Consider the following 24,776-nt stretch of genomic DNA (forward strand, 5'->3'; position numbering starts at 1 on the left):
TGTCATAATAGTGTTCATTTTTTGATCTGGTTTTCTTCGTGTGCCTGAGCCATTGTAATCGGGTTTTTATTCGGAGGATTTGTTATGAGCCAGACGCAGAAATTATCACTGATTCAACCCTTGGTTGAGCACATGATGCAGACTCAGGACGTTGCTGAATGGCGTCAGGCCCTGCTCAATCAGGGAATTATGAGTAAAGAAGAAGTCATCGCCCTTGATCAGAATGCTCTGCATGCAGCGTATAAAACATTTAAAATCATGCAGTTGCTGAATGAGCACCCGGATCACATCATGAATGAGATCGAGCGTAATAAAGTTTGCTGGAAACTGGATTTCAGCTACGACTATCATCAGGGCGCTGTCTGCTACTGACTTGCAGGCCTGTACTTTTATCAGCCTGTTAGCGCAAACAAAAAAAGCCCGCCAGTTGCGGGCTTTTTTTGTTTACTGACTAAACTGTCACAGGGTTCAATTTCCGGCTGTTCTGGCCGATAACCCAAAGAACAGCAACACAGTCTGAGCGGAGGCTATATGGCAATCACAATTACCCCCTCGCAATACCGGAATTACGGCACCCAGAATCCTGAGGGCAGTAAAAAGGCCGGAGCTTCTGCCAGCGATGTAAAACAGGGTGCAGCCGCCGAATCCCTGGCTAAGGCACTTCCCGGCGTTGTTCAGCTGGATAAAAAACAGAGCCCGGAGGAAACCGCTTCAGCCATCCTGCGCCATGTACAAAATGGTATTAACCAGCTGCGTTCCCAGGGGGCAGATCAGAGCCGCATCGATCAGCGCCTGCAGGCCGCCCGTGAAGGCATTGCCAAAGGTTATGCCCAGGCAACAGAGATGCTGGACGGTATGGGGCTGCTGGATGACGAATTAAAAGGCCAGATTGCCGCTGGACGTCAGCTGGTCGATGACGGTCTGGATCAGCTCGCCCGACCGGCAGAACAGAGTCGGGCGTTGCTTGCCAGTAAAAGCTCGCTCAGCGTGGCTAATGAGTTGTCTCTGCAGGTCCTGACCCAGGAAGGCGACCGGGTGACGGTAAGTTTCTCTCAGGGCAGCAGTCTCAGCACGTCAATCAGCCAGGATGGGCAGGGTAATTCGGCTTTCAGTCTGCAGGCTTCGGCTCAGCAAAACTGGAGTATGGAAGTGAATGGCAGCCTGAGTGATGCCGAGCGGACGGCGCTGGCTGGCCTGTTTGATGATGTACAGTCACTGAGTGAGCGTTTCTTTGCCGGTGATATCGGTGCGGCATTGGGACAGGCAATGGACCTTGGCTTTGATGGCAGCCAGCTGGCGGCGATGAGTCTTAATCTGACTCAGCAAACGGTTGCGACCTCAACCAAAGCCTATGCCAGTGTTCAGCCGCAGTTACCTACACCAGAGCTGGAATCGCTGAAAGCACCGCTGGCGTCTTATGTGGATGCTTATATGGCTGCACTGGAAAAAGCCAGCCCTCTGGCAGATGCGCCGCAGACCTTGCAGGATCTGGTAAACCAGTTGTTGCCGGAAGAAGAGCGTTTGCCGGTCTGGAAGTCTTTCCATGAGGGATTGAACTCATTGCTTGGTAACAAAGCCCGACCGTAGTTTTCCTTTCTCCGCTTCTCAGGGGCAGACTTTTTGTCATGCCCCGGTGCTAACCGCTATACTTCCCCCTGTCTGTTTTTACTGGAACTGCCTGATGGCTCTGGTTTTATTTGGCACTGAGGCCTGTCATCTGTGTGATTTGGCACAAGCTGTTATTGTGAATGTCGCCGGCCAGATTTCCCTCGATGTTTATGTCGAAGATATTGCTGAAACAGAAGCGCTGGTGGAACGCTATGGTTTGCGAATTCCGGTGCTGCTGAACGAACAAAACGGGGCCGAACTTGACTGGCCCTTCGATGAGACGCAACTGCTGAACTGGCTGCAGAGCAGTGCTCAACCTGAACCAATTTCTGAATAAAAGGATGATTACCATGCGGATTTTATCTGGACTGATCCTGGCTTCGCTGGCGCTGTTACAAGGCTGCTCCAGCACTCAGCTGTCACCCACCGGAGAGGCGGTTTATTACGCGCTGCAGACCGATACCACACTGCGCACCTGGGTCGATGCCTGTGATGATGTCAGCGCCAAAGCCAAGCAGGCAGCCTATACCGCGAAGCAAAACTGGTGGCAGCGTAACGGTGCCTTTGTCGAGAGCGCCGATTTTGGACTGGCCTACGATATTATTCATGTAACCGATGACCGTACTGAAACCGGTGCCCGCATGGCGATGGCCCTGACCTGGCAGGTGGTTGAGACGGCAGAGGCCGAAGTGCAGGAATTGCTGAGTGCCAGTGGTGATAAAGAAGACCTCTGTTTACGGGTGTTATCACAATATAACCAGGGCGAACGCGACCTGCGCAGCCAGGATAAAGTGTACGAATCACTGGTAAATTTACAGCGACGCTCACAGCGTGATGGTACGGATCTGAATTTAAAGCGTGCGGCCGTTGAGCAAAAAACCGGAAAAGTGTATGGCCGCTCTTTTTATGTGGTAGAAAAAATGGCGAAGCGCAATGGTTGTTCCGGTGCAGAAGTTCACCTGCTGAAAAATGCCTGGCCGCATGAGGTGTATGATGCCCGTTGCCCGGATAACAGCTACCTGCTGGTACGCTGCGAGTGGGGGAATTGTTTGGTAACAGACTGACCGATAAACAGAAAATATCTGAGAAAAAGAGCCGCATAGCGGCTCTTTTTTTGTGCGCTTTTTATGCGCTGTTTTTTATATTTTATTCCAGTGCCAGCATGGAACGGTTTTTATCAAGGATGGCTTTGCCGATTCCTTTAACCTGAGTGATGTCGTCCAGTGATTTAAACTGACCATGTTGTTGGCGGTATACAATAATGGCTTCCGCTTTCGCTTTACCAATACCGTCAAGCTGGCTGAGTTGTTCCGCGGTGGCGGTGTTGATATTAACGGCTTTTACCGTATTACCGTCTGGCTTGCTGGTTTCTGCTGCCTGTACGCTGAGGGTGCCCAGAATCAGGCAGACAGAAAATAGTGCGTGCTTTATCCATTGCATAGTCGTCTCTCCTTGAGTGGAGATCCGAACATAGCAATGAATATTTTGCGGAAAAATCCGGGAAAAGTATCAAATTAACCGACACTTTCCCCAGACATTGGTGTGAATCAGGCTTTGTCGGCCTTTTTGGCGGGTGCTTTTTTCTTGTCGTGCTCAACCCATTTATTATCGACGTAATAGGCCGACCAGCTGGTGGCTTTGCCGTCTTTTTCAGTCATTACATACTGCTCTTTGGTTTTGCGGCTGTAACGGATGATGGCCGGATTGCCTTCCGGATCCTGACGCGGAGCATCCAGCAGGAAATGGTATTTCTGCGGCAGTTCGGCCTGATGAGGAAGCAGTTCTTCAACCAGTGGTGCACGGGTTTCGCGTTTTTTCGGGAACTGGCTGGCCGCCAGGAATAAACCGGTTGCACCGTCACGCAGAACGTAGGTGTCGTCTACTTTCTGACATTTCAATTCCGGCATGGCAATCGCGTCCATTTTCGGAGGTGCCGCTTCGCCGCTCTTCAATAATTTGCGGGTGTTCTTACATTCGCTGTTTGTACAGCCAAAGTATTTGCCGAAGCGACCGGATTTCAGCTGCATTTCACTGCCGCATTTATCGCATTCAAGCGTTGGACCGTCATAGCCTTTAATCTTGAACTGGCCGGTTTCTACGGCGAAGCCGCTGCAATCCGGGTTATTACCGCAGATATGTACCTTACGGGTTTCGTCCAGCAGATAGCTTTCCATCGCGCTGTCGCAGATGCTGCAACGGCGCTTATCCATCAGGCGGCGGCTTTCTGCTTCTTCGTCTTCATCGGCGGAGATTGCTTCATCGCCCGGTACCAGATTGAGCGTTTGAGTGCAGCGTTCTTTCGGTGGCAGGCTGTAGCCGGAACAACCGAGGAATACACCGGTAGAACCCGTGCGGATCTGCATATGGCGACCACAGGTAGGACACGGAATGTCGGTATCAACCGGATCATTCGGACGCATGCCGTCTTCGCCTTCAGCTACTTCCAGCTTTTGCTGAAAGCCCTGATAAAACTCATCCAGAACGTCGGTCCAGTTCATATCACCTTCGGCAATATGGTCGAGTTTTTCTTCCATGCTGGCGGTAAAGCCGAAGTCCATCAGGTCGTCGAAGTTCTCAACCAGACGGCTGGTGACAATGTCGCCCATTTTTTCGGCGTAAAAACGACGACCTTTCAGGCTGACGTAACCACGCTCCTGAATGGTGGAAATAATCGAGGCATAGGTCGAAGGACGGCCGATACCGCGTTTTTCCAGTTCTTTAACCAGTGCCGCTTCCGAGAAACGCGGTGCCGGTTTGGTGAAATGTTGCTTCGGTTCCAGCTCGACCAGCTGCAGGGTGTCGCCTTCGCTGACATCCGGCAGCAGGACGTCATCTTCGCCTTTGCCCATCGCAGCCAATACTTTCAGGTGGCCGTCAAAACGCATAACGCGGCCGCGGGTTTTCAGTTCAAACTCGCCGGCTTTGACGGTGATGCTGGTGCTGGTGAATTGCGCATCTTTAATCTGACAGGCAACAAAGCGGCGCCAGATCAGATCGTATAAACGCTGTGCATCCGGTTCCATAGCACTGAGATCGGTTGCACGCAGGCGGACATCGGAAGGACGGATGGCCTCGTGCGCTTCCTGAGCGCCTTCTTTGCTGCTGTAGCTGCGCGGCTCATCCGGCAGGTACTGTTCGCCCAGTTTATCGCTGATGTAATCACGCACGTTGCTGACCGCTTCCTGACTCAGGTTGGTCGAGTCGGTACGCATGTAAGTGATGTAACCGGCTTCGTACAGGCGCTGCGCCAGCGTCATGGTTTTCTTAACGCTGAAACTCAGACGCGTACTGGCAGCCTGTTGCAGCGTAGAGGTAATAAAAGGTGCAGCAGGCTTGGAACTGGTCGGCTTGTCTTCGCGTTTCAGCACTTCATAGCGGTGGCCACGCAGCGCGGCGACGGCCGACATGGTGTCCTGCTCGTTAACCGGACGGAACTCGTTACCGTTCTGGCGCATCACCTGGGCGCGCAAAGCTTCACCGGCAGGAGTGCTCAGATCGGCGAAGGTTTCCCAGTATTCCTGTGGAATAAAGGCACGGATTTCCCGTTCGCGTTCAACAATCAGACGAACAGCAACGGATTGCACACGGCCGGCGGATAAACCACGCGCGACCTTGCTCCACAGCAGAGGTGAGACCATAAAACCGACAACGCGGTCGAGGAAACGGCGTGCCTGTTGGGCATTGACGCGATTCATATTAAGTTCGGATGGCTGCTCGAACGCGCTCTGAATCGCTTTTTTGGTAATCTCATTAAACACGACGCGGCGGTATTGTTTTTTGCTGTCGCCAATAATCTCACGAAGGTGCCAGGCGATGGCTTCTCCCTCGCGGTCCAAATCCGTTGCGAGATAGATCTGATCGGCATCTTTGGCCAATCGCTGCAGTTCTTCGACAACTTTTTCTTTACCCGGCAGCACCTGATAGTTGGCTTCCCAGTGTTTTTCCGGGTTAACGCCCATGCGGCCAATTAACTGCTCGCGGGACTTTTTCTTTTTGTACTCGGCCTTGGCTTCGGGCGACATTTTACGGGTGAGAGCTGCCTGTTTAGCGCGCTCTTTAGGATCGCTGGGCTGTCCTGAGCCAGAGGTTGGCAGGTCGCGTACGTGGCCCACGCTGGACTTAACAATAAAGTCCTTACCCAGGTATTTATTGATGGTTTTAGCCTTTGCAGGCGACTCCACGATAACCAGCGATTTGCCCATATTCCTTTGATTAACCCTTTCTTGTTGATATAGCCAGGCGCACAGAAGGCGACACTTTATAGGTACACCGGGGGGGGTGGTCAAGCTTCTCTCGTTACCGGAGTCATGCAATGCGCTCCGGCAGGGTGGTGAAACGTTGCTAAACTTGTCACCAGTATATGGTGATATTGACGTCACCAAAGGCCGTGTAAACAGGGCCTTTGTTTAGGAATAGCATAGATTGGGGAGAACCGTTTTTTATGTCAGCGATTGGTTTGATCGTGGCGATAGCGTTACCGGTTGCATTGATTCTGTTCGGACTGGTTATGGCGGGGCGCAGGCAGCAGGCGCAGCAAGCCCAGCGTTTACAGGCCCGGGCGGTGAAGCAGGGGGCGGATGATTTGCTGGAAGCGCTGGAGTTTCTGATTCTGGTTGATAATTTTAAGGAGGTGCAGCTGGCGGTCCTGGAGAGGGTCGAGCAGTTGTACGTTGTTTATCAGGAAGCCTTACCTAAAAAAGACAACAACGGTTCCGCACAGGAGCTGTTTGATGCAGCACCTTACCGGCGCAAAATTGATGAAGGCAAAGGTAATCGCCGGGTACTGAAAAGCGATCGTGAGATACGTTTTGCGCGCCGCCAGTTTGGCCGGATTCTGAAGGCGCTGAATGTTATGGCGCGTAAAAAACTGATTTCGGAGGCGGCAATGATGGAGTATCGCCGTTATCTGCGTCTGACTCTGCTGGAAAAAGAAGTCGATACCTACACCGCGCAGGGTGATGTGGCGGCAGGGCGTGGTGATGTGATTACTGCGACCAATTACTACAAAGCAGCGAAAAAGATTCTGATTGAGTTTGACCTGCAGTATCCGGAGAAAAACCAGCGCATCCGCGATCTGACCCAGCGTACTGCTTCTTTATATAACGGTGGCGAAAAGAAAGAGGGCAGCCTTGCTCAGGCGTTATCGAAAGAGATCAAAGATGAGCATGATCCTTTTGGCATTCCCACCAATCCTAACGCTTCAGAGAAACGTAAGTTTTGACAGGCCCCGGAAGTTATCCTGAATGCCCCTTTAGTGGGTCGTAAAATGTCACACACCTGCTTTCGGTGATTTTTTTAAAGTGCTGAAAACAAAGGGAAAATTTCGTTTGTGACGTTCGTCACAGAATATAATCCTTCATTTTGGTGGCGGGAACTGACCTGTTCGGCGTCATAAGTTTTCATTAGTGTGTCAGACAATCTCAGGGCCGGCTGACACGAATTAAACAGGCCCTGATTTGTTACTACCCGCTGACGATGACCTTTGTCTGTCCGGCACCATAAGCAGAGATGCAAGCATGAGTATTCAGGAAGCCGTTTTAGTCCTGCATGACCACGAGGTGGTCGAAGCGTACTGGCTGGCAGATTTTGAACGTCTGGTTCGTCAGCAAACACCTCTGCAGCATGCTGCGGAACACAAAATACAGGCGGCTTATCTGCAGATCGGTAATCATCGTTCGGCCGAAGCACTGGTACTGTTTGAGGCACCGGTTAAACATTCTGTGATTGATGCGCGCTGGTATATGCCGCTGCGTCGTCTGGCTGACAGTGCCGGGCGTGGTCCTAATATGGGCGCCGGCCGTATCCGGCTGGCCTGTCGCAGTCAGTGTTCTATCAGCTGGCATGCAGAGTCCCTGTGGGAGCCGGTGACATCCGATTTTATGGCTATCCGCAAAGCATTACGCGGCAGCATGCTGCGCGATCAGGCACCGTTAACGGAACGTGATCTGTGGCCGCAGGAGCGAATTTCTGCTGTGGAACGCGTGACCGGTGGCGCCGGCGCCGGCAGCCTGCTGGCTAAAAAGCACAGCGACCCGGAAGTGGAAGATCTTAAGCGCACGCTGCGCAATGAGATGGAAGCCTACCGCCGTCAGCTGCAGCAACTGCAGCAGGAAATTGAGCGGCAGAAGAGCCTGAATGAAAAGCTGGGACGTCAGGCGGATGCCACCGGCGAAGCCGAACTTGAAGAGCTGCGCCAGGTGCACCGCAATGAAATGGCCGCTCATGCCGCCGAAGTCGAAAGCCTGACCCTGGCGCTGGAGCAGGAGCGTCAGGAGACTGAGCGTTTACGTCAGTTTCTGAACGATAACCAACCAGCGGCAGAGCCTGTGGTCAGTGATGAAGAGGCGGCACGCTTAAAAGAAGAAGCAGCAACCCTGCGCCAGTATCTGGAACAGGCAGAAGAGCAGAGCGCTGAACGTTTTGTTAATCGTCTGGATGGTCTGGAAGCGGTGCTGGTGGCATTTCATCCGGGCGTTGGTCATCTGACCATTACGCCGGCCAACATGCTGCGTTATGCCGATAACCCCCTGGCCTACGCGGCGCAGAAGTGTTTTGTCAGCGAAGAGGTTTACCGCCGCTGGCTGGATCATTATGATGATCCGCGCTGTCAGCAATGCAACGCTGAAATCCCCCGCATAGAACACCCGCGTGAGTTCGATCACGACCTGAATGCCTACTGTAAACTGCACCGCCAGTTGCACCTTGCCGGCAGCTGACGACACCGGGGCTGGCTGGTCCGGGATTGATCCGGCTGAGCTGGCCGCCCTGATTGAGCCTGTGCCCGGCCTGCCGTCCCGCGGCCATGTCGATATCCTGCGGCTTGATCGTCTGCATCCTCATATCTCCGGTAACAAAGCCTTTAAGCTGGCCGGATTTCTGCCGCGCTTCAGAGCATCCGGCCGCCGTGCGCTGCTGAGTTTCGGCGGCCCGTACTCCAATCATCTGCATGCTCTTGCAGCCCTCGGGCAGGCGCTGAATATTCCGGTGATTGCGCTGGTGCGCGGCTATGCACATCTGCCGCTGACGGCTACGTTGCAGGATTGCCAGAGCTGGGGAGCTGAGCTGGTTTTTGCCGATAAAAAAACTTACGGCCGCCGTTATGATCCGCAATGGTGGCAGGAGCTGGCTCAGCACTACGATGCCTTTGTGATTCCTGAGGGCGGCTCAGGTGATGCCGGAGAGCAGGAGTGCCGGCAACTGGCGTCGTTGTGTGCTGACTACGATCAGGTCTGGCTGGCGGTTGGCAGTGGTACAACGGCACTGGGACTGGCGAAAGGGCTGCAGGAACAACGGATTGATTGTGAACTGGTCGGGGTGAATGCGGTTGCCGATCAGGGCGAACGCCAGCGCGCCTGGCAGCAGGCGATGCCGGCGGATATACGCTGGCGCCTGCTGGATGATGCGCATCTGGGGGCGTTCGGACGTACTTCGCCAGAGCTGCTGGCGCTGATTGAACGTTATGATCGTCAGCATCTGCCACTGGACCCGGTATATACCGCCAAACTGTTGCTGGCCTTTGAGCAGGCCCTGATGACTGAATCCGCGAACGCCCGGATTTTACTGATTCACAGCGGCGGGTTGCAGGGGCGTCGCGGCTATTCGCTGTAATGTGCTTTTAAATCTGACCTCAACTGACCCGACCTTAGCCCAGCCCGACCTCAGCCCAGCCCAGCCCGATCTTAGCCCAGCTTAACCGGCAGATTCTTATGAGTGCCGTTCTGTGGCCAGTCATCCGGCATAATCAGCCAGCGCTGCTGTTCGGCCCAGCCGTATGGACCTTCCTCTGCCTGTATCACGCAGCAGGGATAGGTCAGATGACGGAAATGCGTGCACAGATACTCAAGTAACTCCTCCCGGCCGATGCTGAAAGCCGCCAGCGCCGGGCTCAGCCACTGCGGTTTGGCCAGCACGTACCAGCGCCCCTGTGGCAGATAATCGGCGGCCTGCCGGGCATGGCACCAGTGTCCGCGCCAGTGATGGGCTGATACTTCCGCCGGCAGGCTGGCCTGATACTGCGGGTTGGCCGGATAAAACAGGCAGCCGCGCATCACCGCCAGACTGGTCTGCGGCTGCCAGTTCAGCGCAGCCAGTTGTTGCTGTGCCTGCGGATTCTGGCGCATGGTCAGCTGATGTTCATGGGTATGGCGGATCTTGCGTGCCAGCAGATCGGCGCGGTTGGGGCCGACCCAGTGCTGGCCCTGTTCATTGCCGTAGCCAAGATAGAATTTCAGCGCCAGCTCCAGATGCCATTGCTGGCGGCCGTCATCCAGCAGCAGATCCAGCTCACCGAGGGTTTTGCCCTGATCAATAATCTGCACATTGGCCTGAAAGCGGATGCCACTGAGTTGCAGATATTCCTGCCACAGCTGCTCAAATATTAATCCCAGACGCGGACTGCTGAAGTCCGGCGCCAGATTGCTCAGTTGGGCAGCCAGAGGTTGCCAGTTATCAGGCAGCCAGGGTTGCTCAGCCGGGCTCCAGTCACAGTCGAGCAGGGGCGGGCCGAACAGGCTCCAGATCAGGTCGCGCTGATGCTGGCCGGGCAGGGCGAAGTAGGAATGATCAGCGGCAAACAAGCGTTTTTAACTCCTCTGTGGTATAAATCGGGCCATTATTCGCAGGGCTGCAGCCAGCCGTTCTGCCTATCGCCCACTTAAATGCCAGGTCGCAGTAATGGAAGAATTTCGTAACATCGGCATGATCGGCCGTCTGAACAGCAATAAAGTGATTGAGACGGTTAAGCGTCTGTCCCGTTATCTGATCGATGAAGGCTATCACGTTATTCTTGATGACCGTATTGCTGAAGTGATGCCGGGTCATGGCATGCAGGTCAGTAATGTTAATCTGCTCGGTGAGATCTGCGATCTGGTGATTGTGGTGGGCGGTGACGGCAGTTTGCTGGGTGCGGCGCGCGCACTGGCGCGTTTTAATACGCCGGTGCTGGGGATTAACCGTGGCCGCCTGGGATTCCTGACCGATATCAGCCCGGACGAAACCATGTTCGATGCGGTGCAGGATGTTCTTAATGGCGAATACGTCAGCGAGATGCGCTTCCTGCTGGATGCTGAAGTAAAGCGTGATGGCAATCCGATTGCGACCGCCGCGGCGCTGAACGATGTGGTGCTGCACCCGGGTAAGTCAGCACGGATGATTGCTTTTGATCTGTGGATTGAAGGCCAGTACGTTTATAACCAGCGTTCCGATGGTCTGATTGTATCGACACCAACCGGCTCGACCGCGTATTCGCTCTCCGGCGGTGGCCCTATTATGCATCCGAAACTGGATGCGCTGGTGCTGGTGCCGATGTTCCCGCACACGCTTTCCAGCCGGCCGATTGTGGTTGACGGCAAGAGCGAAATTAAAATCGTGATTGATTCGGATCTGGGTATTTACCCGACCATCAGTTGTGATGGCCAGACGCATATTCCCTGTGCGCCCGGCGACAGTATTACCATCCGCAAAAAAGCCCATAAACTGAAGCTGATTCACCCCAAAGGCCACAATTTCTATGAAATTTGCCGGACTAAACTGGGCTGGAGTAGCAACCTGGGGGATTAAGTATGCACCAGGGTTACGATTTAATCGGTGACATTCACGGCTGTGGCGAAACGCTGATCGAATTGCTGGAGCAGATGGGCTACAGCAAGCGCGGCGGCGTGTACCAGCACCCGAAGCGCAAGGTCGTTTTTCTCGGCGATATTGTTGATCGCGGACCGCATATCCGTCTCGCCTGTCATGTTGTACGCGATATGGTGGATGCCGGTCATGCCGACATAGTGATGGGTAATCACGAATACAATGTGGTGACCTATTGCACCGAAGCGCCGCCGGGAATGCGCCAGCCTTTTCTGCGTCCGCACACCAAACGCAACAGTTTTATTGTCGAGCAGACACTGGAGCAGTTTGCTAATTATCCGCACGAGTTTAATGAATTTCTCGACTGGTTTATCGATCTGCCGCTGTTCCTGGAGTATGAGCACTTTCGCGTGGTTCATGCCTGCTGGGATCAGGCCATGATTGACGAATATCTGCGCCGTTATGGCAGTAATAAACTGCACCGTAATATGCTCGCCGAGTCGGTGAATACCAGTTCATTTATTTATAAATTTCTCGACCGAATGCTGCGCGGCACATCTCTGAAATTACCGGATGGCCGTTCCATGACGGCCAAAGACGGTATGGTGCGGCAGTTTTTCCGCACCAAGTTCTGGGAAGGTGACCCGGAGCGTTACAGCGATGTGGTGTTCCAGCCTGATCCGCTGCCCGATGATATTGAACACGCTTTATTAAGCGGTGAAGAACGCGACCAGCTGCTGTTTTACGGCCCGCAGGAAAAACCGCTGTTTATTGGCCACTACTGGATGCAGGGTTTACCTGCGCCCATTGTGCCTAATATAGCCTGTCTTGATTACAGTGCGGTTAAATACGGACGTCTTGCCGCGTACCGTATGGATACCGAACGCAGTTTGCAGCCGGGTAAATTTACCTGGGTGCGGGTAGAAAAGAGCGAGCGCTGATGGAGCCTGTGCTTGTGCTGGTCGCCCCGGCCGGTGTGGATTTATCGCCGCTGACTCAGCGTCTGTGGGCCGAACGTATAGCGCACAGAGTCATTGATCAGGCGGATGGTCAGCAGTGTTTATACCTGGCCGATGGCCGTCATGCACCGCAGGTTAAACAGTGGCTGGAAGAATGGCAGGCAGGGCAGATTACTCCGCTGCCCGCGGAAGCGGTTGAACCTAAACTCTGGCAGGGGTTGCTGCAGTTACTGGCAACACCGCTCAGCACCTTTATTTTATTGTTGTTGCCGGCCGTTTTTATCTGGATGCATTTTTCAACCGGCTGGCATAGCTGGGTCAGCGCAGGCGCAGATTATTGGCCAGAGCAGCGCTTTGATCCGGGGGTTTACTGGCAATTAGGTGTCTGGGAATTGTGGCGGCCAACCTTGCTGCATTTTTCACTTCTGCACTTGCTGTTTAATTCGCTCTGGTGGTGGATTCTGGCCAGAAGAGTCGAGCAGCATGAGGGCGTTAAGCCTCTGCTGGTTCTGCTGCTGGTTTGCGGTCTGATGGGCAATATAGTGCAGTGGTGGTATGCCGGGCCGGCATTTGGCGGAATTTCCGGCGTCACTCTCGGTTTGCTTGGCTGGGTTGGATTCCGTCAGCGCCGGCGCAATATCGATTACCGTATTCCGCGCATGTTATTACCGGTCATGGTGGGCTGGTTGTTGCTCACCATCAGTGCCGATACCTTAGTGCCGGGATTATCCGGTACCGCGCATGGAGCGCATTTAGGCGGACTGATCAGTGGTTTTATACTGGCCATGCTGTGGCCGGTTAACCCCGTCAGCCGTGATACTGAATTTAAGTAAGAAAAGACACTGCCGCTGTGGGCAGGTCTGTGATGAGGTTGCTATGACACTTGAACAACTTATTAAATCCCTGACGCCTGAGATCTACCAGAATCTGCGCAATGCGGTAGAGCTGGGACGCTGGCCTGATGGCCGTAAGCTGGAGCCTCAGCAGCGTGAACTGTGCATGGAAGCCATTATTCATTATGAACAGATTCACGACCTGCCGGCGGAGCAGCGCGTGGGTTATATGGAAGATGCCTGTAAATCGTCAGGTAAAGATGATCACGACGATGTTCAGACACTGACCCTGCAGTAATTTATGACTCAGATTCTGGCCAGTGGCCTGCTCAGTAAAATGGCCCTGCAGGCCGGCGAACACGATGACGTTGTGCAGTATCAGCTGGTGCTGGACGATAAGTGGCTGGATTTAAATCCGCTGATTGGCCGTCATATTGAAATGACCTACAGCGGTGCCATTCACTGCAGTCATTGTGGGCGGCGTACCAAGACCAGTTTCAGTCAGGGTTATTGTTACCCTTGCTTTACCTCGCTGGCGCAATGTGATTCGTGCATGATGAGCCCGGAAAAATGCCATTTTTCGGCGGGTACCTGTCGCGAGCCTTCGTGGGCGGAGCAGGTTTGCTTTAACGATCATATTGTCTATCTGGCGAATTCTTCCGGATTAAAAGTAGGTATTACCCGTGCCACACAAATGCCGGTGCGCTGGCTGGATCAGGGCGCAGCTCAGGCGTTACCGATTGCGCGGGTAAAAAATCGCCGCTTGTCAGGTTTGATCGAAGATTTACTGCGTTCGCAGGTAGCCGATAAAACCAACTGGCGTACCTTACTGAAAGGCCCGGCCGCTGTTCTGGATTTAGCGGCAGAGCGCGATCGTCTGCTGAGTGAGTTTTCCCAGCCGCTGGCAGAACTTGAACAGCGCGAAGGTATTGGCAGTGTGCAGCTTCTGCACGACGCCGATGTCTGGCAGTTTGACTACCCGGTCAGTCAGTATCCGGGAAAAATCAGTAGTTTTAATTTTGATAAAAATCCTCAGGTCAGCGGTCGTCTGCTGGGCCTTAAGGGGCAGTATTTAATACTGGATGGTGGTGTGATTAATTTACGTAAATTCAGCTCATACCATATTTCATTTGCGTTAAAGGATTAAGTCTATGCGTGATGCACAGCCAACAGCTATTTATCTGAAAGACTATCAGCAGCCGGACTACTGGATTGAGCGCACTGAGCTGACCTTTGAATTACAGGATGAATATACCCTGGTCACTGCGCTGCTGGATCTGGTGCGCAATGGTCAGGCAGCGGATGGCGCTGATTTACTGCTTGCCGGTCAGGATCTGGAGCTGATCAGTCTGGTGCTGGATGGTCAGACTCTTACCGCCGGACAATATGAGCTGGGTGACGAAAGCCTGACCGTGAAAGGCGTACAGCAACGCTCGCAACTGGAAATCAAAACCCGGATTTATCCGGCAAAAAATACCGCCCTCGAAGGTTTGTACCGTTCCGGTGGTATGTATTGCACCCAGTGTGAAGCCGAAGGTTTCCGCCGCATTACCTATTATCTCGACCGTCCGGATGTGATGTCGGTTTTTACTACGCACATTATTGCCGATGCGGCGCAATTTCCGGTGTTGTTATCTAACGGCAACCTGATTGCTGACAGCGTTGAAAATGGTCTGCATAAAGTGACCTGGCACGACCCGCATAAAAAACCAGCCTATCTGTTTGCGCTGGTAGCCGGTGATTTACGCGTTAAAGAAGACCGCTTTACCACCATGAGCGGGCGTGATGTGGCACTGAAAATTTTTGTCGAGCCCCAGAATATCGATAAAACTGACTATGCCCTTGATGCGTTAAAACGCTCCATGCGCTGGGATGAAGAAGTGTATGGCCGCGAATACGATCTGGATATTTTTATGATCGTCGCCGTCGATGACTTCAATATGGGCGCGATGGAAAATAAAGGACTGAATATTTTCAATTCGTCCTGTGTTCTGGCCAATCCGGCGACCGCCACCGATGCTGCCTACCAGCGTATTGAGGCCATTGTTGCGCACGAATATTTCCATAACTGGTCGGGTAACCGTGTTACCTGTCGTGACTGGTTTCAGCTGAGCCTGAAAGAAGGTTTTACGGTGTTCCGTGATGCCTGTTTCTCGGCCGATATGAATTCCGCCACGGTTAAACGTATTGAAGACGCAAACATTATGCGCACCGTACAGTTTGCCGAAGACGGTGGGCCGATGGCGCACCCGGTGCAGCCGGATTCTTTTATCGAAATTTCCAATTTCTACACCGTCACCATTTATGAAAAAGGTGCAGAAGTGGTCGGCATGCTGCACAAAATTCTCGGCAAAGACGGTTTCCGTAAAGGTTCCGATCTGTATTTTGACCGCCACGATGGTCAGGCCGTTACCATTTATGATTTTGTGCAGGCGATGGAAGACGCTAATGGCGTTGATCTGACCCTGTTCAAACGCTGGTATAAGCAGGCGGGTACACCGCTGGTAACGGTCAGCAGTGAATACGATGCGGACGCTCAGCAGTTGCGTCTGACTCTGGCTCAGCGCTGTCCGGATACGCCGGGGCAAAGTAATAAACTGCCGCAATGGATTCCGGTGCAGCTGGGTCTGATTGGCGCTGATGGTAAGGATCTGGCGATTCAGGTTGAGCCCGCGTCCGCCTGGACAGAAAGCAGTCAGGTGCTGCACCTGACCGAAGCCGAGCAAACCTTTGTCTTCAGTGGTGTTGCAGAACAACCACGCTTATCGCTGTTCCGTGATTTTTCGGCACCGGTGAAAGTGGAGTTCGAACAGTCCGCCGACGATCTGCTGTTTTTACTGCAGCATGACAGCGATGGCTTTAACCGCTGGGATGCCGGTCAGCGTCTGCTGCTGAGCTGGATTAATGCCGCCCAAGAGGGCAATTTTGAATTACGCCCGGAAGTACGTGAAGTTTTTGCCCGTCTGCTGGCTGATGAATCACTCGATCCGGCGATGGTCAGCTGTCTGCTGACACTGCCATCGGAAGCCTATGTGGCTGAATTCTCTGCCGAGGTTGATCCGCTGGCGATTCATGCGGCGCGTAAACAGGTGCAGCAGGCGATTGCTGAATCGCTGAGTGAAGAATTTGCCGCCTGTTATCAGCGTCTGCAATCGGACGCGCCTTATGCTCCGGAGCCGGCACAGATGTCGGCGCGCAGTCTGAAAAACCTGGCGCTGGCGTATTGGGTGAAGGGCAGTGCCGCAGGTCTGCAGCAGGCCGTCAGCCAGTATCGCAGCGCCGATAATATGACCGACCAGATGGCCGCGCTGGTGGCGGTGGTCAACAGCGGTGATGCCTCGCAGGCAGAACAGTTGCTGGCCGATTTCTATCAGCAGTGGTCACAGGATGCGCTGGTGGTGAATCAGTGGCTGTCGGTGCAGGCCGGTTCGGCGGAGCTGGGTAAGGTGGAATTTATTCAGCAGCTTCTGGCACATACCGCCTTCGATTGGCGTAACCCGAATAAGGTACGCTCGGTATTGGGGGGATTTGCCAATCAGGCACTGTGTCATTTTCATCGTGAAGATGGTGCCGGCTACCGTTTACTGGCCGATGCGGTATTGCGTCTGAATGACAGTAATCCGCAGATCGCCGCACGTCTGTTGACGCCACTGACCAAGTGGCGGCGTCTGGTGCCGCAATTATCGGAGTTGATGAAAGCCGAGTTGCAACGCATTATGCAGCATGGCGCTTTATCCAAAGACGTGTATGAGGTTGTCAGCAAGAGTTTGATTTGAGCATCGCTGCAAGTTTCTTTATTCTTGCTTCGGGGAAGATTGCCGCACTCTGCGGTGTAGTTGAGGTCGCATAATGAAAAAAAATAAGTGGATAGCGGCTGGTGCATTGGCGTTGGCGTTTGTAATGCCGACGGCAATGGCGGCAGTATCCGTTAAAGAAGCGGATCGCCTGAAAGGGGAACTGACACCGCTGGGAGCTGAACGTAGTGGTAATGGCAGTGATATTCCGCCCTGGCGTGGTGGCCTGAATCTGCCGCCGGTGGGCTATAACAAGCCTGGCCAGCACCATATTGATCCGTACGCCAAAGATAAACCGTTGTTTGTCATTACAGCGGCCAATATGAAGCAGTATGCCGAGTACCTGACCCCGGGCCAGAAGGCATTATTCAAGGTATATCCTGATACTTTTAAAATGCCGGTCTATGAGACCCGTCGTACAGCAGCTGCACCTGAGTGGGTGTACGAAAATACCTACAAAAACGCTATCCGTGCCGAGCTGAATAAAGACGGCAATGGTCTGATGTATGCCTATGGCGGGATTCCTTTTCCGCTTGCCAAAACCGGTCTGGAAGCCATCTGGAACCACGTAACACGCTGGCGCGGCATTTATTTAACCCGCCGGGCGTCTGAAATTGCCGTACATGTTGATGGTGATTTCTCGCTGGTAACGGTACAGCAGGAAGTTGAATTCAACTTTTATCGCCGTGATAAAAGCATCGAAGATCTGAACAATATTCTGTTCTACTACCTGTCATTTACCAAAGCCCCTGCGCGTCTGGCGGGTGGTGCGGTATTGGTTCATGAAACCCTGAACCAGGTGGATGAAGCCCGTCAGGCATGGGGTTATAACGCTGGTCAGCGTCGTGTACGCCGTGCGCCTAACCTGGCTTACGATACGCCGATTGCAGCGGCTGATGGTCTGCGTTATGCCGATGACACGGATATGTATAACGGTGCTCCGGATCGTTACAACTGGAAGCTGCTGGGCAAAAAGGAAATCTATATTCCTTATAACAGCTACAAGCTCAGTTCAAATAAGGTCAGCTATAAAGATCTGATTAAACCGGGTCATCTGAATCCTGATTACACCCGCTATGAAAAACACCGTGTATGGATTGTTGAAGCAACCCTGAAAGACGGTATGCGTCACGTATATCACAAGCGCGTGTTCTACCTGGACGAAGATACCTGGGGGGTTGCGGTTGCTGACCAGTACGATTCGGCCGGTGATCTCTGGCGTGTGAACATGGCCTACATGAAAACTTATTACGAGTTGCCGGTAACCTGGACCACGATGGATGTGTTCCATGATCTGAAAGCCAAGCGCTATCACGTGCAGGGGCTGGATAATGAAGAAGCGGGGACCATTGACTATACCAATGAGCCTCCGGGGGATCGCTACTTTACTCCGGCCGAATTGCGCCGCCGCGGTAAGCGCTGATCGGGCAAACGAACGGATGAGTTTTACTCATCCGTTCTTGTATTTAAGGGTCAAAACAGACGATTTTCCCCTTACATTCTGTAACAACTGGACGTTAGTCAATGATAAATCAGTCGGCTAGACTAGCCGCCTTCCGACATTACTATAAAAACGGAGCTCCTTATGTTTTCTGATTTGGTTCAGTCTTACGCTCGTGCTACGGGAAGAGCGCTGGCGATGGGCTTTACCCGGGTTGGGTTGATTCTTGGCGTACTGCTAAGCGCAGTTTCAGCTCAGGCAGCCTGGCAGGACCCTCTTAATACCCCGGCTTTACAGACTCAGCGTGCTCATCAGACGCTGTTACTTGATGTTGTCCGGGCAGACCGCCGTCTTGTTGCCGTGGGGTCACATGGTCATATTGTCTATTCCGACGATGACGGCTTAACCTGGGCTCAGGCCAGGGTTCCGGTATCGGTCACCCTGACGGCTGTGTATTTCCCATCCGGTGATTACGGCTGGGCGGTTGGTCACGATGGTGTCATTCTGCACTCATCAGATGCCGGTAAGACCTGGGTTAAACAGTTCGATGGCTATCAGGCCAATACCGCCATTGTTGCTGCAGCAACCAAATCAAAACAACGTGCCAAAGATCGTCTCGAAGCGGCTGAAGCGGCCGGCGATGATGTTGCCATTGAAGAAGCTGAAATGGCTTTGGAAACCGCAACCTATGGTCTGCAGGATGCCCAGTACGATCAGAGCACAGGCTCTACCAAACCTTTCCTGGATGTGTGGTTCTACGATGCCAAACGCGGTTATGCCGTTGGTGCTTATGGCATGTTTTTCTACACCCTGGATGGCGGTACGACCTGGGAAGACGTGTCTTCACGCTTACCGAATCCTGATCGCCTCCACCTGAATGCAATTTCCATGGTAGGCCCGCGCTCTCTGGCGATGATTGGCGAAATGGGCATGATCCTGCGTTCCGATGATCTGGGCCAGAGCTGGCACAGCATGGACTCTCCGTATGAAGGTTCACTGTTCGGTCTGATTGCCGCCGGCGATAAGCAGATTATGTTTGGTCTCCGTGGTCACGTCTTCAGTTCTGTTGATGGTGGCATCAGCTGGGATGAAAAAGCCACAGGCAGTGAGCAGACGTTACTGTCCGGCACTATTGGCCGTAAGCATACTTTGCTGGTCGGTAATGGTGGTTCAGTGGTGATTTTTGATGCTCAGATGCAGAATCCAAAAGCATCGATTCTGGAAGGGCGCAAAGCCTTTGCAGCGGTTGCAGAAGCATCAGACGGTAACTTTATTATTGTTGGCGAGGCGGGTGTTAAGCGCCTTAATGCTGCCGGCGAGTTAATTGATCAGAGCATTAGCATGGCGGCGGGAGATTTTTAATCATGGCTGAACAACAGCACCATTTTTCTACAGAGCCGGAACATTACATCCTGTCGAAAGAGACAGAGCCGGCTTTAGAACGCATTCTGTTTAATAACCGCATGCTGGTTATGATTGTCCTGGGTCTGCTGACCCTGTTGTTTGCCTATGGTCTGACCAAGGTAAAACTGGACTCCAGCATCGAGAAATACATTCCGCTGAATCACACCTTTATCCAGAATTTTCTGGTACATAAAGATGACATGAAGAGCGGTGTCGCCAATGTGAAGATTTCGATCGAAGCACTTGAGGGCGATATTTTTACTAAAGACTATATGGAAACCCTGAGCAAAATTAACGATGAAGTATTCTTCGTTAAAGGGGTTGACCGTTCCGGTATGCAGTCTTTGTGGACGCCGAATACCCGCTGGACGGAAGTAACGGAAGAGGGCTTCCAGGGTGGACCGGTTATTCCGAGTACCTATGATGGTGGCCCGGAAAGCCTGGAGCAGGTTCGTCAGAACGTACTGAAGTCGGGTCAGGTTGGACGTCTGGTATCAAACGATTTCCGCTCATCCATTATTGACGTACCGCTGGTTGAATACGATCCGGAAACCGGTGCCAAGCTGAGTTACCAGAAGTTCTCCCAGGACCTGGAAGATAAAATCCGCGCCAAATACAGCAACGATAAATACCGCGTGTACATCACCGGTACGCCGAAGAAATTGGGTGATTTGCTGGATGGTGCAAAGTCCATTGTTTACTTCTTCCTGGCAGCGATGGCGATGACTGCCATTCTGCTGTACCTGTATTCGCGTTGCCCGAAAGGTACGCTGGTTCCTATCATTGCATCGCTGATTGCTGTGGTATGGCAGCTGGGTGCACTGGCGCTGATGGGTTACACCGTTGACCTGTACTCGGTACTGGTGCCTTTCCTGGTGTTTGCGATTGGTATCAGTCACGCGGTACAGATTATTAACGGTATTGCCATCGAATCCGGTAAAGGTGCCGACAAGCTGCAGGCTGCCCGCCAGGCATTCCGTGGTTTGTATGTACCGGGCATGCTTGCTCTGTTAAGTGATGCGATGGGCTTCCTGACGCTGCTGTTTATTGATATTGGCGTAATTCAGGAACTAGCGATTGCTGCAAGTATCGGTGTGGCGATGATTATCGTTACTAACCTGGTATTGCTGCCGATTGTGATGTCCTTTATCGGTATCAGCGAAGCCGGTGTGCGTCACGCCAAGAAAACCGAAAAATCCGAGCCGAAACTGTGGAAGGCAATGTCTTATTTTGCCAGCCCGAAAGTGGCGCCGATTCCTATTGTGATTGCCATTGTGATGGCTGTATTCGGCTATCAGATGAGCCAGGGCCTGAAAATCGGTGATCTGGATAAAGGTGCGCCAGAATTACGTGCTGACTCGCGCTACAACCTTGATAACGACTTTATGGTGTCCAACTACTCAACCAGTTCTGATGTTCTGGTGGTGATGGTTGAAACCGCTAAAGAGCAGTGCAACAGCTTCAAGGTAATGGACGCCGTGGATCGCTTTATGTGGTACATGGAAAACGTACCGGGTGTTCAGTCAACAACCTCGCTGGTCACCGTATCGAAGCTGGTTACCAAAGCGATGAACGAAGGCAACCTGAACTGGTCAGCACTGTCGCGTAACCAGACCATTCTGAATACCTCTATTCAGCGTGCTCCAAGCAGTCTGCTGAATCCTAACTGCTCTATGGCACCGGTTATTGTTTACCTGAATGACCATAAAGCAGAGACTCTGGAAACCGCCGTCGCGGCTGTAGAGGAATTTAAGGCGCAGTACGACGACAATATTGACGAAAAATATTTCGGCTACACCATTGCCGAAATTGAACAGGCAATTGCGGATAAAGAAATCGATTCTGTACCGGTGCGTTTCCAGCTGGCATCCGGTAACGCCGGTATCGAAGCGGCTACCAACCAGGTAATCGCCGATGCGCAGGATACGATGCTGATCTTCGTTTACGTTGTGGTCTTTGTGCTGTGTTTTATGACCTTCCGCTCGTTCACTGCGGTGGCCTGTATCCTGATTCCGCTGGCGCTAACTTCGGTGCTGAGCCAGGCGCTGATGACCTATCTGGGTATTGGTGTGAAAGTAGCGACGCTGCCGGTAATTGCACTGGGTGTGGGTATTGGTGTCGACTACGGCATTTATATTTACAGCCGTCTGGAAGTGATGCTTATTGCCGGTAAGACCCTGCAGGAAGCTTTCCTGGAAACACTGAAATCTACCGGTAAGGCGGTAAGTTTCACCGGTATTACTCTGGCCATTGGTGTGGCAACCTGGATTCTGTCCCCGATTAAATTCCAGGCCGATATGGGTATTCTGCTGACCTTTATGTTCCTGTGGAACATGCTGGGTGCCTTGATTCTGCTGCCGGCTCTGGCGCATTATCTGCTCAGCCCGAAACGCATTATTGCCCGTCATAAAGCCCGCCACGGAGATATTCCTCCGGCTGGCTGAGTGGCAAAAAATTAAAACGGTGGCGCTGCCACCGTTTTTTTTGTCTTTTTTCTTTCAGGGACACAGATATAAAAAGAAGGAAACAGAAATGAAAAGCCCTTTAGGATTAAGTGCCGATCTGCCTGTGGCCGATCTGGTAAGCGAAGCGGTTGCCTTGCTCTGGTCAAAGCGCGCAGCGGTGATCAAAATGTTTTTGCCAGCCATGTTAATTCTGGCATTGGTTGACTGGAGCAGTTCGACCTTTCTGGCCGAGAATAACTATGCTGGCCAGTTTGGCTTCCTGATTGTTTCGATTTTGCTGAGCGTGGTGTTTGCCACGTCTTGCCATCGTTTTACGCTGCTGCCACAGGATAAATGGGACGCCAATGCACTGCACGGTATGAGACGGGAAGAGTTCCGTTATCTGCTGCGGGGCTTGTTGCTGGGGGTTATTGGCGCGGTGGTTTTTTTCTGCACCATGCTGGTTGCCATGCTGTTTATCGGTCAGGAGGAAGCCTGGTTAGGGGCCGTGGCCGGCGTTCTGCCAGCGCTTTATATCTGGTCGCGGCTTTCGATTACTTTACCGGAGCTGGCTCTGGGGCAGAAAAGTGATCTTAAACGCGCCTGGTCATTAAGTGAGGGTAATGGCTCGCGTCTTGTGTTGGTGGTATTTATTGTGCCCATTGCTCTGGCGTCGCCTTTTTTAGCCTTATTTATGCTGGATCACTCTGTACTGAGCTATGTGGCAGCATTCGGTACTTATATTACCAGTCTGATTTCGCTGGTGATGCTGTCGCTGTCTTATCGTTTTCTGCTGGATTTTTATGAACCACAGGTCGCTGAGAATGAGCAGGAATATCAGCCTGCTGAGACCTCCGTGAAACAACAGGATGGCGGGTTTGATGCCTGATCCTTTGCCTGCTTCTGAAACCTGCTTTGGCAGGTTTTTTTATGTCTGCGTTTTATGCTACTGCAGGCTTTGCGTGCAGCAGCAGGGCCAGTGATAATGCTTTTTTATTTTAATAACAGAAAAAGACGATGAGACTCGGTGATATTTCGGTGGCTTATGTGGAGCTGATGGCGCGTGCGGTGGAAGTAACCGGTGCCCGGCCTCAGGCTGTATTGGCCCAGTACCAGCTGGATGAGATAAAGCTGGCATCACCGGATGCACGTATCAGCATTCCGCGTTTTATGCGTATGGGGCATGCCTGTATTCAGGAATTTTCAATGCCCTGGCTGGGACTGGAGATGGGCCGTCTGACATCACCTCCGGCGATGGGCCTGGCGGGTTTACTGGCACAGAGTGCCGCTGATATCCGGAGTGCCTGCAGGGCGCTGACTGAGTATGAATTATTGTCGAGCTTTAACGCCCGTGGCCGTTCGCAGTTTCTGCTGGAAAAGGGCAGGGGCGTTGCGCAGTTTTATTCCATCAGTCCGTATAACGAATACAACCTGTTTGTCGTTGATTCGGTATTGTCAGGCTGGAACCGCTTTATGCAGCTGCTCAGTGGTCGTCATGACCTGCTGGCACGGGTTGAATTTGAATTCTCGGCACCGGCTTATCGGGAGCGTTACAGCGATATTTTTCAGTGTGAGGTTCATTTTGGTGCAGAGCGTAATGCAGTTGTGCTGCATGACTGGGCACTGGATTTACCGGTTCAGCAGCGTTGTGCATCGACGTATTCGGCATTAAAGCAGCTGGCGGACCGCGAGCTGGAGCGGGTGCGCCTCGGTTTAACTTTCCGTGAGCTGACAGAGCGTGCCATTGGTCCGCTGTTAAACGGTCAGACGCCAACCCTTGAGCAAGTCGCGCAGCGGCTGAATATGGCGCCCTGGACGGTCAGGCGGCGCTTAACCGATGAAGGGTGCAGTTTTCAGCAGGTATTAAATGATACGCGGCGGGATCTTGCAGTGAGCTATGTGCGGGATACGTCGCTGACTCTGGGTGAAATAGCCTATGTATTAGGCTTCGGATCAGCGACGGCATTTCAGCGGGCATTTAAACGCTGGACTGGCGAGGCGCCAGGGCGTTTCCGCGAACGGTCGGGCAGAGCTTACATCTCTACCGCGTCGTCAACGTCGTCTTCGTAGTCGTCAAAACCGACTTCCAGAAGATCTTCGATGTAGTCAGACATAACTACCTCCATGTTCAGGATTATTGTTGTGGTTGTTTTACGTTAAGCACACCCTGTGCCAGAACGTACAACTGCAAGCGCTTCTTCAGAGTATGAATCTCTCTTAAAGTTCCTGTGCTCAGATCATTCAGCGCTAAGGCAGGCGTAAGTTAATTCTGTACTGTTACAGCAAGATGAAAACCGATGATTACTAAGAAAGGCAGATCAGGAAGGATACGTGCGAATCGAGCAGAGGAAATCGGAGGATCTTTCAATACCAAGAGTGCGCCAGAGCGAACGATTGGTTGGTACAGCTAAAGTAAAACGTTTTTAAAATGGCGGACTGGACGGGACTCGAACCCGCGACCCCCGGCGTGACAGGCCGGTATTCTAACCAACTGAACTACCAGTCCGCTGATACCAATCTTAAAGACCGTTCTTTAAGAATGATGGTGGGTGATGACGGGATCGAACCGCCGACCCTCTGCTTGTAAGGCAGATGCTCTCCCAGCTGAGCTAATCACCCAAATTCTGTATGAAAAATGGCGGACTGGACGGGACTCGAACCCGCGACCCCCGGCGTGACAGGCCGGTATTCTAACCAACTGAACTACCAGTCCATAT

Annotated in this window: 21 protein-coding genes and 3 tRNA genes; 18 read left to right on the top strand and 6 right to left on the bottom strand. The window is 52.7% G+C overall.

From position 1 onward, the window contains the following. The first annotated feature begins 84 nt into the window (after positions 1–84). From HUF18_RS07625 to HUF18_RS07640, 4 genes are all read left to right on the top strand, one after another. Positions 85–372: a hypothetical protein gene (locus HUF18_RS07625; protein ID WP_145469438.1), complete on the top strand. Its 288-nt coding sequence runs from the start codon at positions 85–87 to the stop codon at positions 370–372. Between the two features lie 159 nt (positions 373–531). Continuing rightward, positions 532–1,587, top strand: coding sequence for a DUF5610 domain-containing protein (locus HUF18_RS07630; RefSeq protein ID WP_225691729.1), 1,056 nt, complete (start codon positions 532–534; stop codon positions 1,585–1,587). Positions 1,588–1,681: 94 nt separating this feature from the next. After that, positions 1,682–1,945, top strand: coding sequence for a glutaredoxin family protein (locus HUF18_RS07635; protein WP_225691730.1), 264 nt, complete (start codon positions 1,682–1,684; stop codon positions 1,943–1,945). Between the two features lie 13 nt (positions 1,946–1,958). Then, on the top strand, positions 1,959–2,672 hold the full coding sequence (locus tag HUF18_RS07640; protein WP_225691731.1) for a hypothetical protein: 714 nt from the start codon (positions 1,959–1,961) through the stop codon (positions 2,670–2,672). 82 nt (positions 2,673–2,754) lie between these two features. Here the strand turns inward: HUF18_RS07640 and HUF18_RS07645 are convergent, their stop codons facing one another. Continuing rightward, entirely contained in the window at positions 2,755–3,048 is a 294-nt protein-coding gene (locus HUF18_RS07645; RefSeq protein WP_225691732.1) for a ComEA family DNA-binding protein, read from the bottom strand. A gap of 107 nt (positions 3,049–3,155) precedes the next feature. After that, complete coding sequence (topA, locus tag HUF18_RS07650) at positions 3,156–5,810, bottom strand: type I DNA topoisomerase (protein WP_145469443.1); 2,655 nt, start codon at positions 5,808–5,810, stop codon at positions 3,156–3,158. A 239-nt stretch (positions 5,811–6,049) separates the two neighbouring features. On the opposite strand from topA, the gene HUF18_RS07655 reads away from it, so the two are divergent. The 3 genes from HUF18_RS07655 to HUF18_RS07665 all read left to right on the top strand — a co-directional run bounded on the left by HUF18_RS07655 (position 6,050) and on the right by HUF18_RS07665 (position 9,216). Beyond that, the gene (locus HUF18_RS07655) at positions 6,050–6,829 is read left to right on the top strand and encodes a hypothetical protein (protein WP_225691733.1); all 780 of its coding nucleotides are present in this window, start codon (positions 6,050–6,052) and stop codon (positions 6,827–6,829) included. A gap of 295 nt (positions 6,830–7,124) precedes the next feature. Further along, positions 7,125–8,324 (top strand): hypothetical protein, encoded by a 1,200-nt coding sequence (locus HUF18_RS07660; protein WP_225691734.1) that lies wholly within the window; start codon positions 7,125–7,127, stop codon positions 8,322–8,324. After that, the gene (locus tag HUF18_RS07665) at positions 8,278–9,216 is read left to right on the top strand and encodes a 1-aminocyclopropane-1-carboxylate deaminase/D-cysteine desulfhydrase (RefSeq protein WP_225691735.1); all 939 of its coding nucleotides are present in this window, start codon (positions 8,278–8,280) and stop codon (positions 9,214–9,216) included. The genes HUF18_RS07660 and HUF18_RS07665 overlap by 47 nt, the downstream gene beginning before the upstream one ends. 71 nt (positions 9,217–9,287) lie before the next feature. On the opposite strand, the gene HUF18_RS07670 is transcribed toward HUF18_RS07665, so the two are convergent. Continuing rightward, positions 9,288–10,184, bottom strand: a complete 897-nt coding sequence (locus HUF18_RS07670; RefSeq protein WP_225691736.1) for a DUF1853 family protein — start codon at positions 10,182–10,184, stop codon at positions 9,288–9,290. A 97-nt stretch (positions 10,185–10,281) separates the two neighbouring features. On the opposite strand from HUF18_RS07670, the gene HUF18_RS07675 reads away from it, so the two are divergent. From HUF18_RS07675 to HUF18_RS07725, 11 genes are all read left to right on the top strand, one after another. Then, positions 10,282–11,166, top strand: a complete 885-nt coding sequence (locus tag HUF18_RS07675) for an NAD(+) kinase (RefSeq protein ID WP_145469448.1) — start codon at positions 10,282–10,284, stop codon at positions 11,164–11,166. 2 nt (positions 11,167–11,168) lie between these two features. After that, positions 11,169–12,125 (top strand): metallophosphoesterase, encoded by a 957-nt coding sequence (locus HUF18_RS07680; RefSeq protein WP_225691737.1) that lies wholly within the window; start codon positions 11,169–11,171, stop codon positions 12,123–12,125. Then, positions 12,125–12,976: a rhomboid family intramembrane serine protease gene (locus HUF18_RS07685; RefSeq protein ID WP_225691738.1), complete on the top strand. Its 852-nt coding sequence runs from the start codon at positions 12,125–12,127 to the stop codon at positions 12,974–12,976. The genes HUF18_RS07680 and HUF18_RS07685 overlap by 1 nt, the downstream gene beginning before the upstream one ends. 43 nt (positions 12,977–13,019) lie before the next feature. Further along, positions 13,020–13,274, top strand: coding sequence for a YeaC family protein (locus HUF18_RS07690; RefSeq protein WP_145469451.1), 255 nt, complete (start codon positions 13,020–13,022; stop codon positions 13,272–13,274). 3 nt (positions 13,275–13,277) lie between these two features. Continuing rightward, the gene (locus HUF18_RS07695) at positions 13,278–14,123 is read left to right on the top strand and encodes a DUF2797 domain-containing protein (RefSeq protein WP_225691739.1); all 846 of its coding nucleotides are present in this window, start codon (positions 13,278–13,280) and stop codon (positions 14,121–14,123) included. A 4-nt stretch (positions 14,124–14,127) separates the two neighbouring features. Beyond that, positions 14,128–16,752 carry an aminopeptidase N gene (pepN, locus tag HUF18_RS07700; RefSeq protein WP_225691740.1) on the top strand — a complete coding sequence of 875 codons (2,625 nt, stop codon included), beginning with the start codon at positions 14,128–14,130 and terminating at the stop codon, positions 16,750–16,752. A 73-nt stretch (positions 16,753–16,825) separates the two neighbouring features. Continuing rightward, positions 16,826–18,193, top strand: coding sequence for a DUF1329 domain-containing protein (locus HUF18_RS07705; protein ID WP_145469454.1), 1,368 nt, complete (start codon positions 16,826–16,828; stop codon positions 18,191–18,193). 162 nt (positions 18,194–18,355) lie between these two features. Beyond that, positions 18,356–19,573, top strand: coding sequence for a YCF48-related protein (locus HUF18_RS07710; RefSeq protein WP_145469455.1), 1,218 nt, complete (start codon positions 18,356–18,358; stop codon positions 19,571–19,573). A 2-nt stretch (positions 19,574–19,575) separates the two neighbouring features. Beyond that, complete coding sequence (locus HUF18_RS07715) at positions 19,576–22,059, top strand: efflux RND transporter permease subunit (protein WP_145469456.1); 2,484 nt, start codon at positions 19,576–19,578, stop codon at positions 22,057–22,059. 88 nt (positions 22,060–22,147) lie between these two features. After that, positions 22,148–22,948 (top strand): hypothetical protein, encoded by an 801-nt coding sequence (locus HUF18_RS07720; protein WP_225691741.1) that lies wholly within the window; start codon positions 22,148–22,150, stop codon positions 22,946–22,948. A gap of 128 nt (positions 22,949–23,076) precedes the next feature. Then, complete coding sequence (locus HUF18_RS07725; RefSeq protein ID WP_145469458.1) at positions 23,077–24,129, top strand: AraC family transcriptional regulator; 1,053 nt, start codon at positions 23,077–23,079, stop codon at positions 24,127–24,129. Between the two features lie 359 nt (positions 24,130–24,488). Here HUF18_RS07725 and HUF18_RS07730 read toward each other — a convergent pair. The 3 genes from HUF18_RS07730 to HUF18_RS07740 form a co-directional block, all read right to left on the bottom strand. After that, positions 24,489–24,565: transfer RNA gene (locus tag HUF18_RS07730), tRNA-Asp, on the bottom strand. Positions 24,566–24,602: 37 nt separating this feature from the next. Further along, a tRNA-Val gene (locus HUF18_RS07735) sits at positions 24,603–24,678 on the bottom strand. A 17-nt stretch (positions 24,679–24,695) separates the two neighbouring features. Then, positions 24,696–24,772, bottom strand: a tRNA-Asp gene (locus HUF18_RS07740). Positions 24,773–24,776: the final 4 nt, after the last annotated feature.

Origin of the sequence: Thalassolituus sp. ST750PaO-4 (assembly GCF_020320405.1) — a bacterium.
Taxonomy (GTDB): Bacteria; Pseudomonadota; Gammaproteobacteria; order Pseudomonadales; family Oceanobacteraceae; genus Venatoribacter; species Venatoribacter alkanivorans.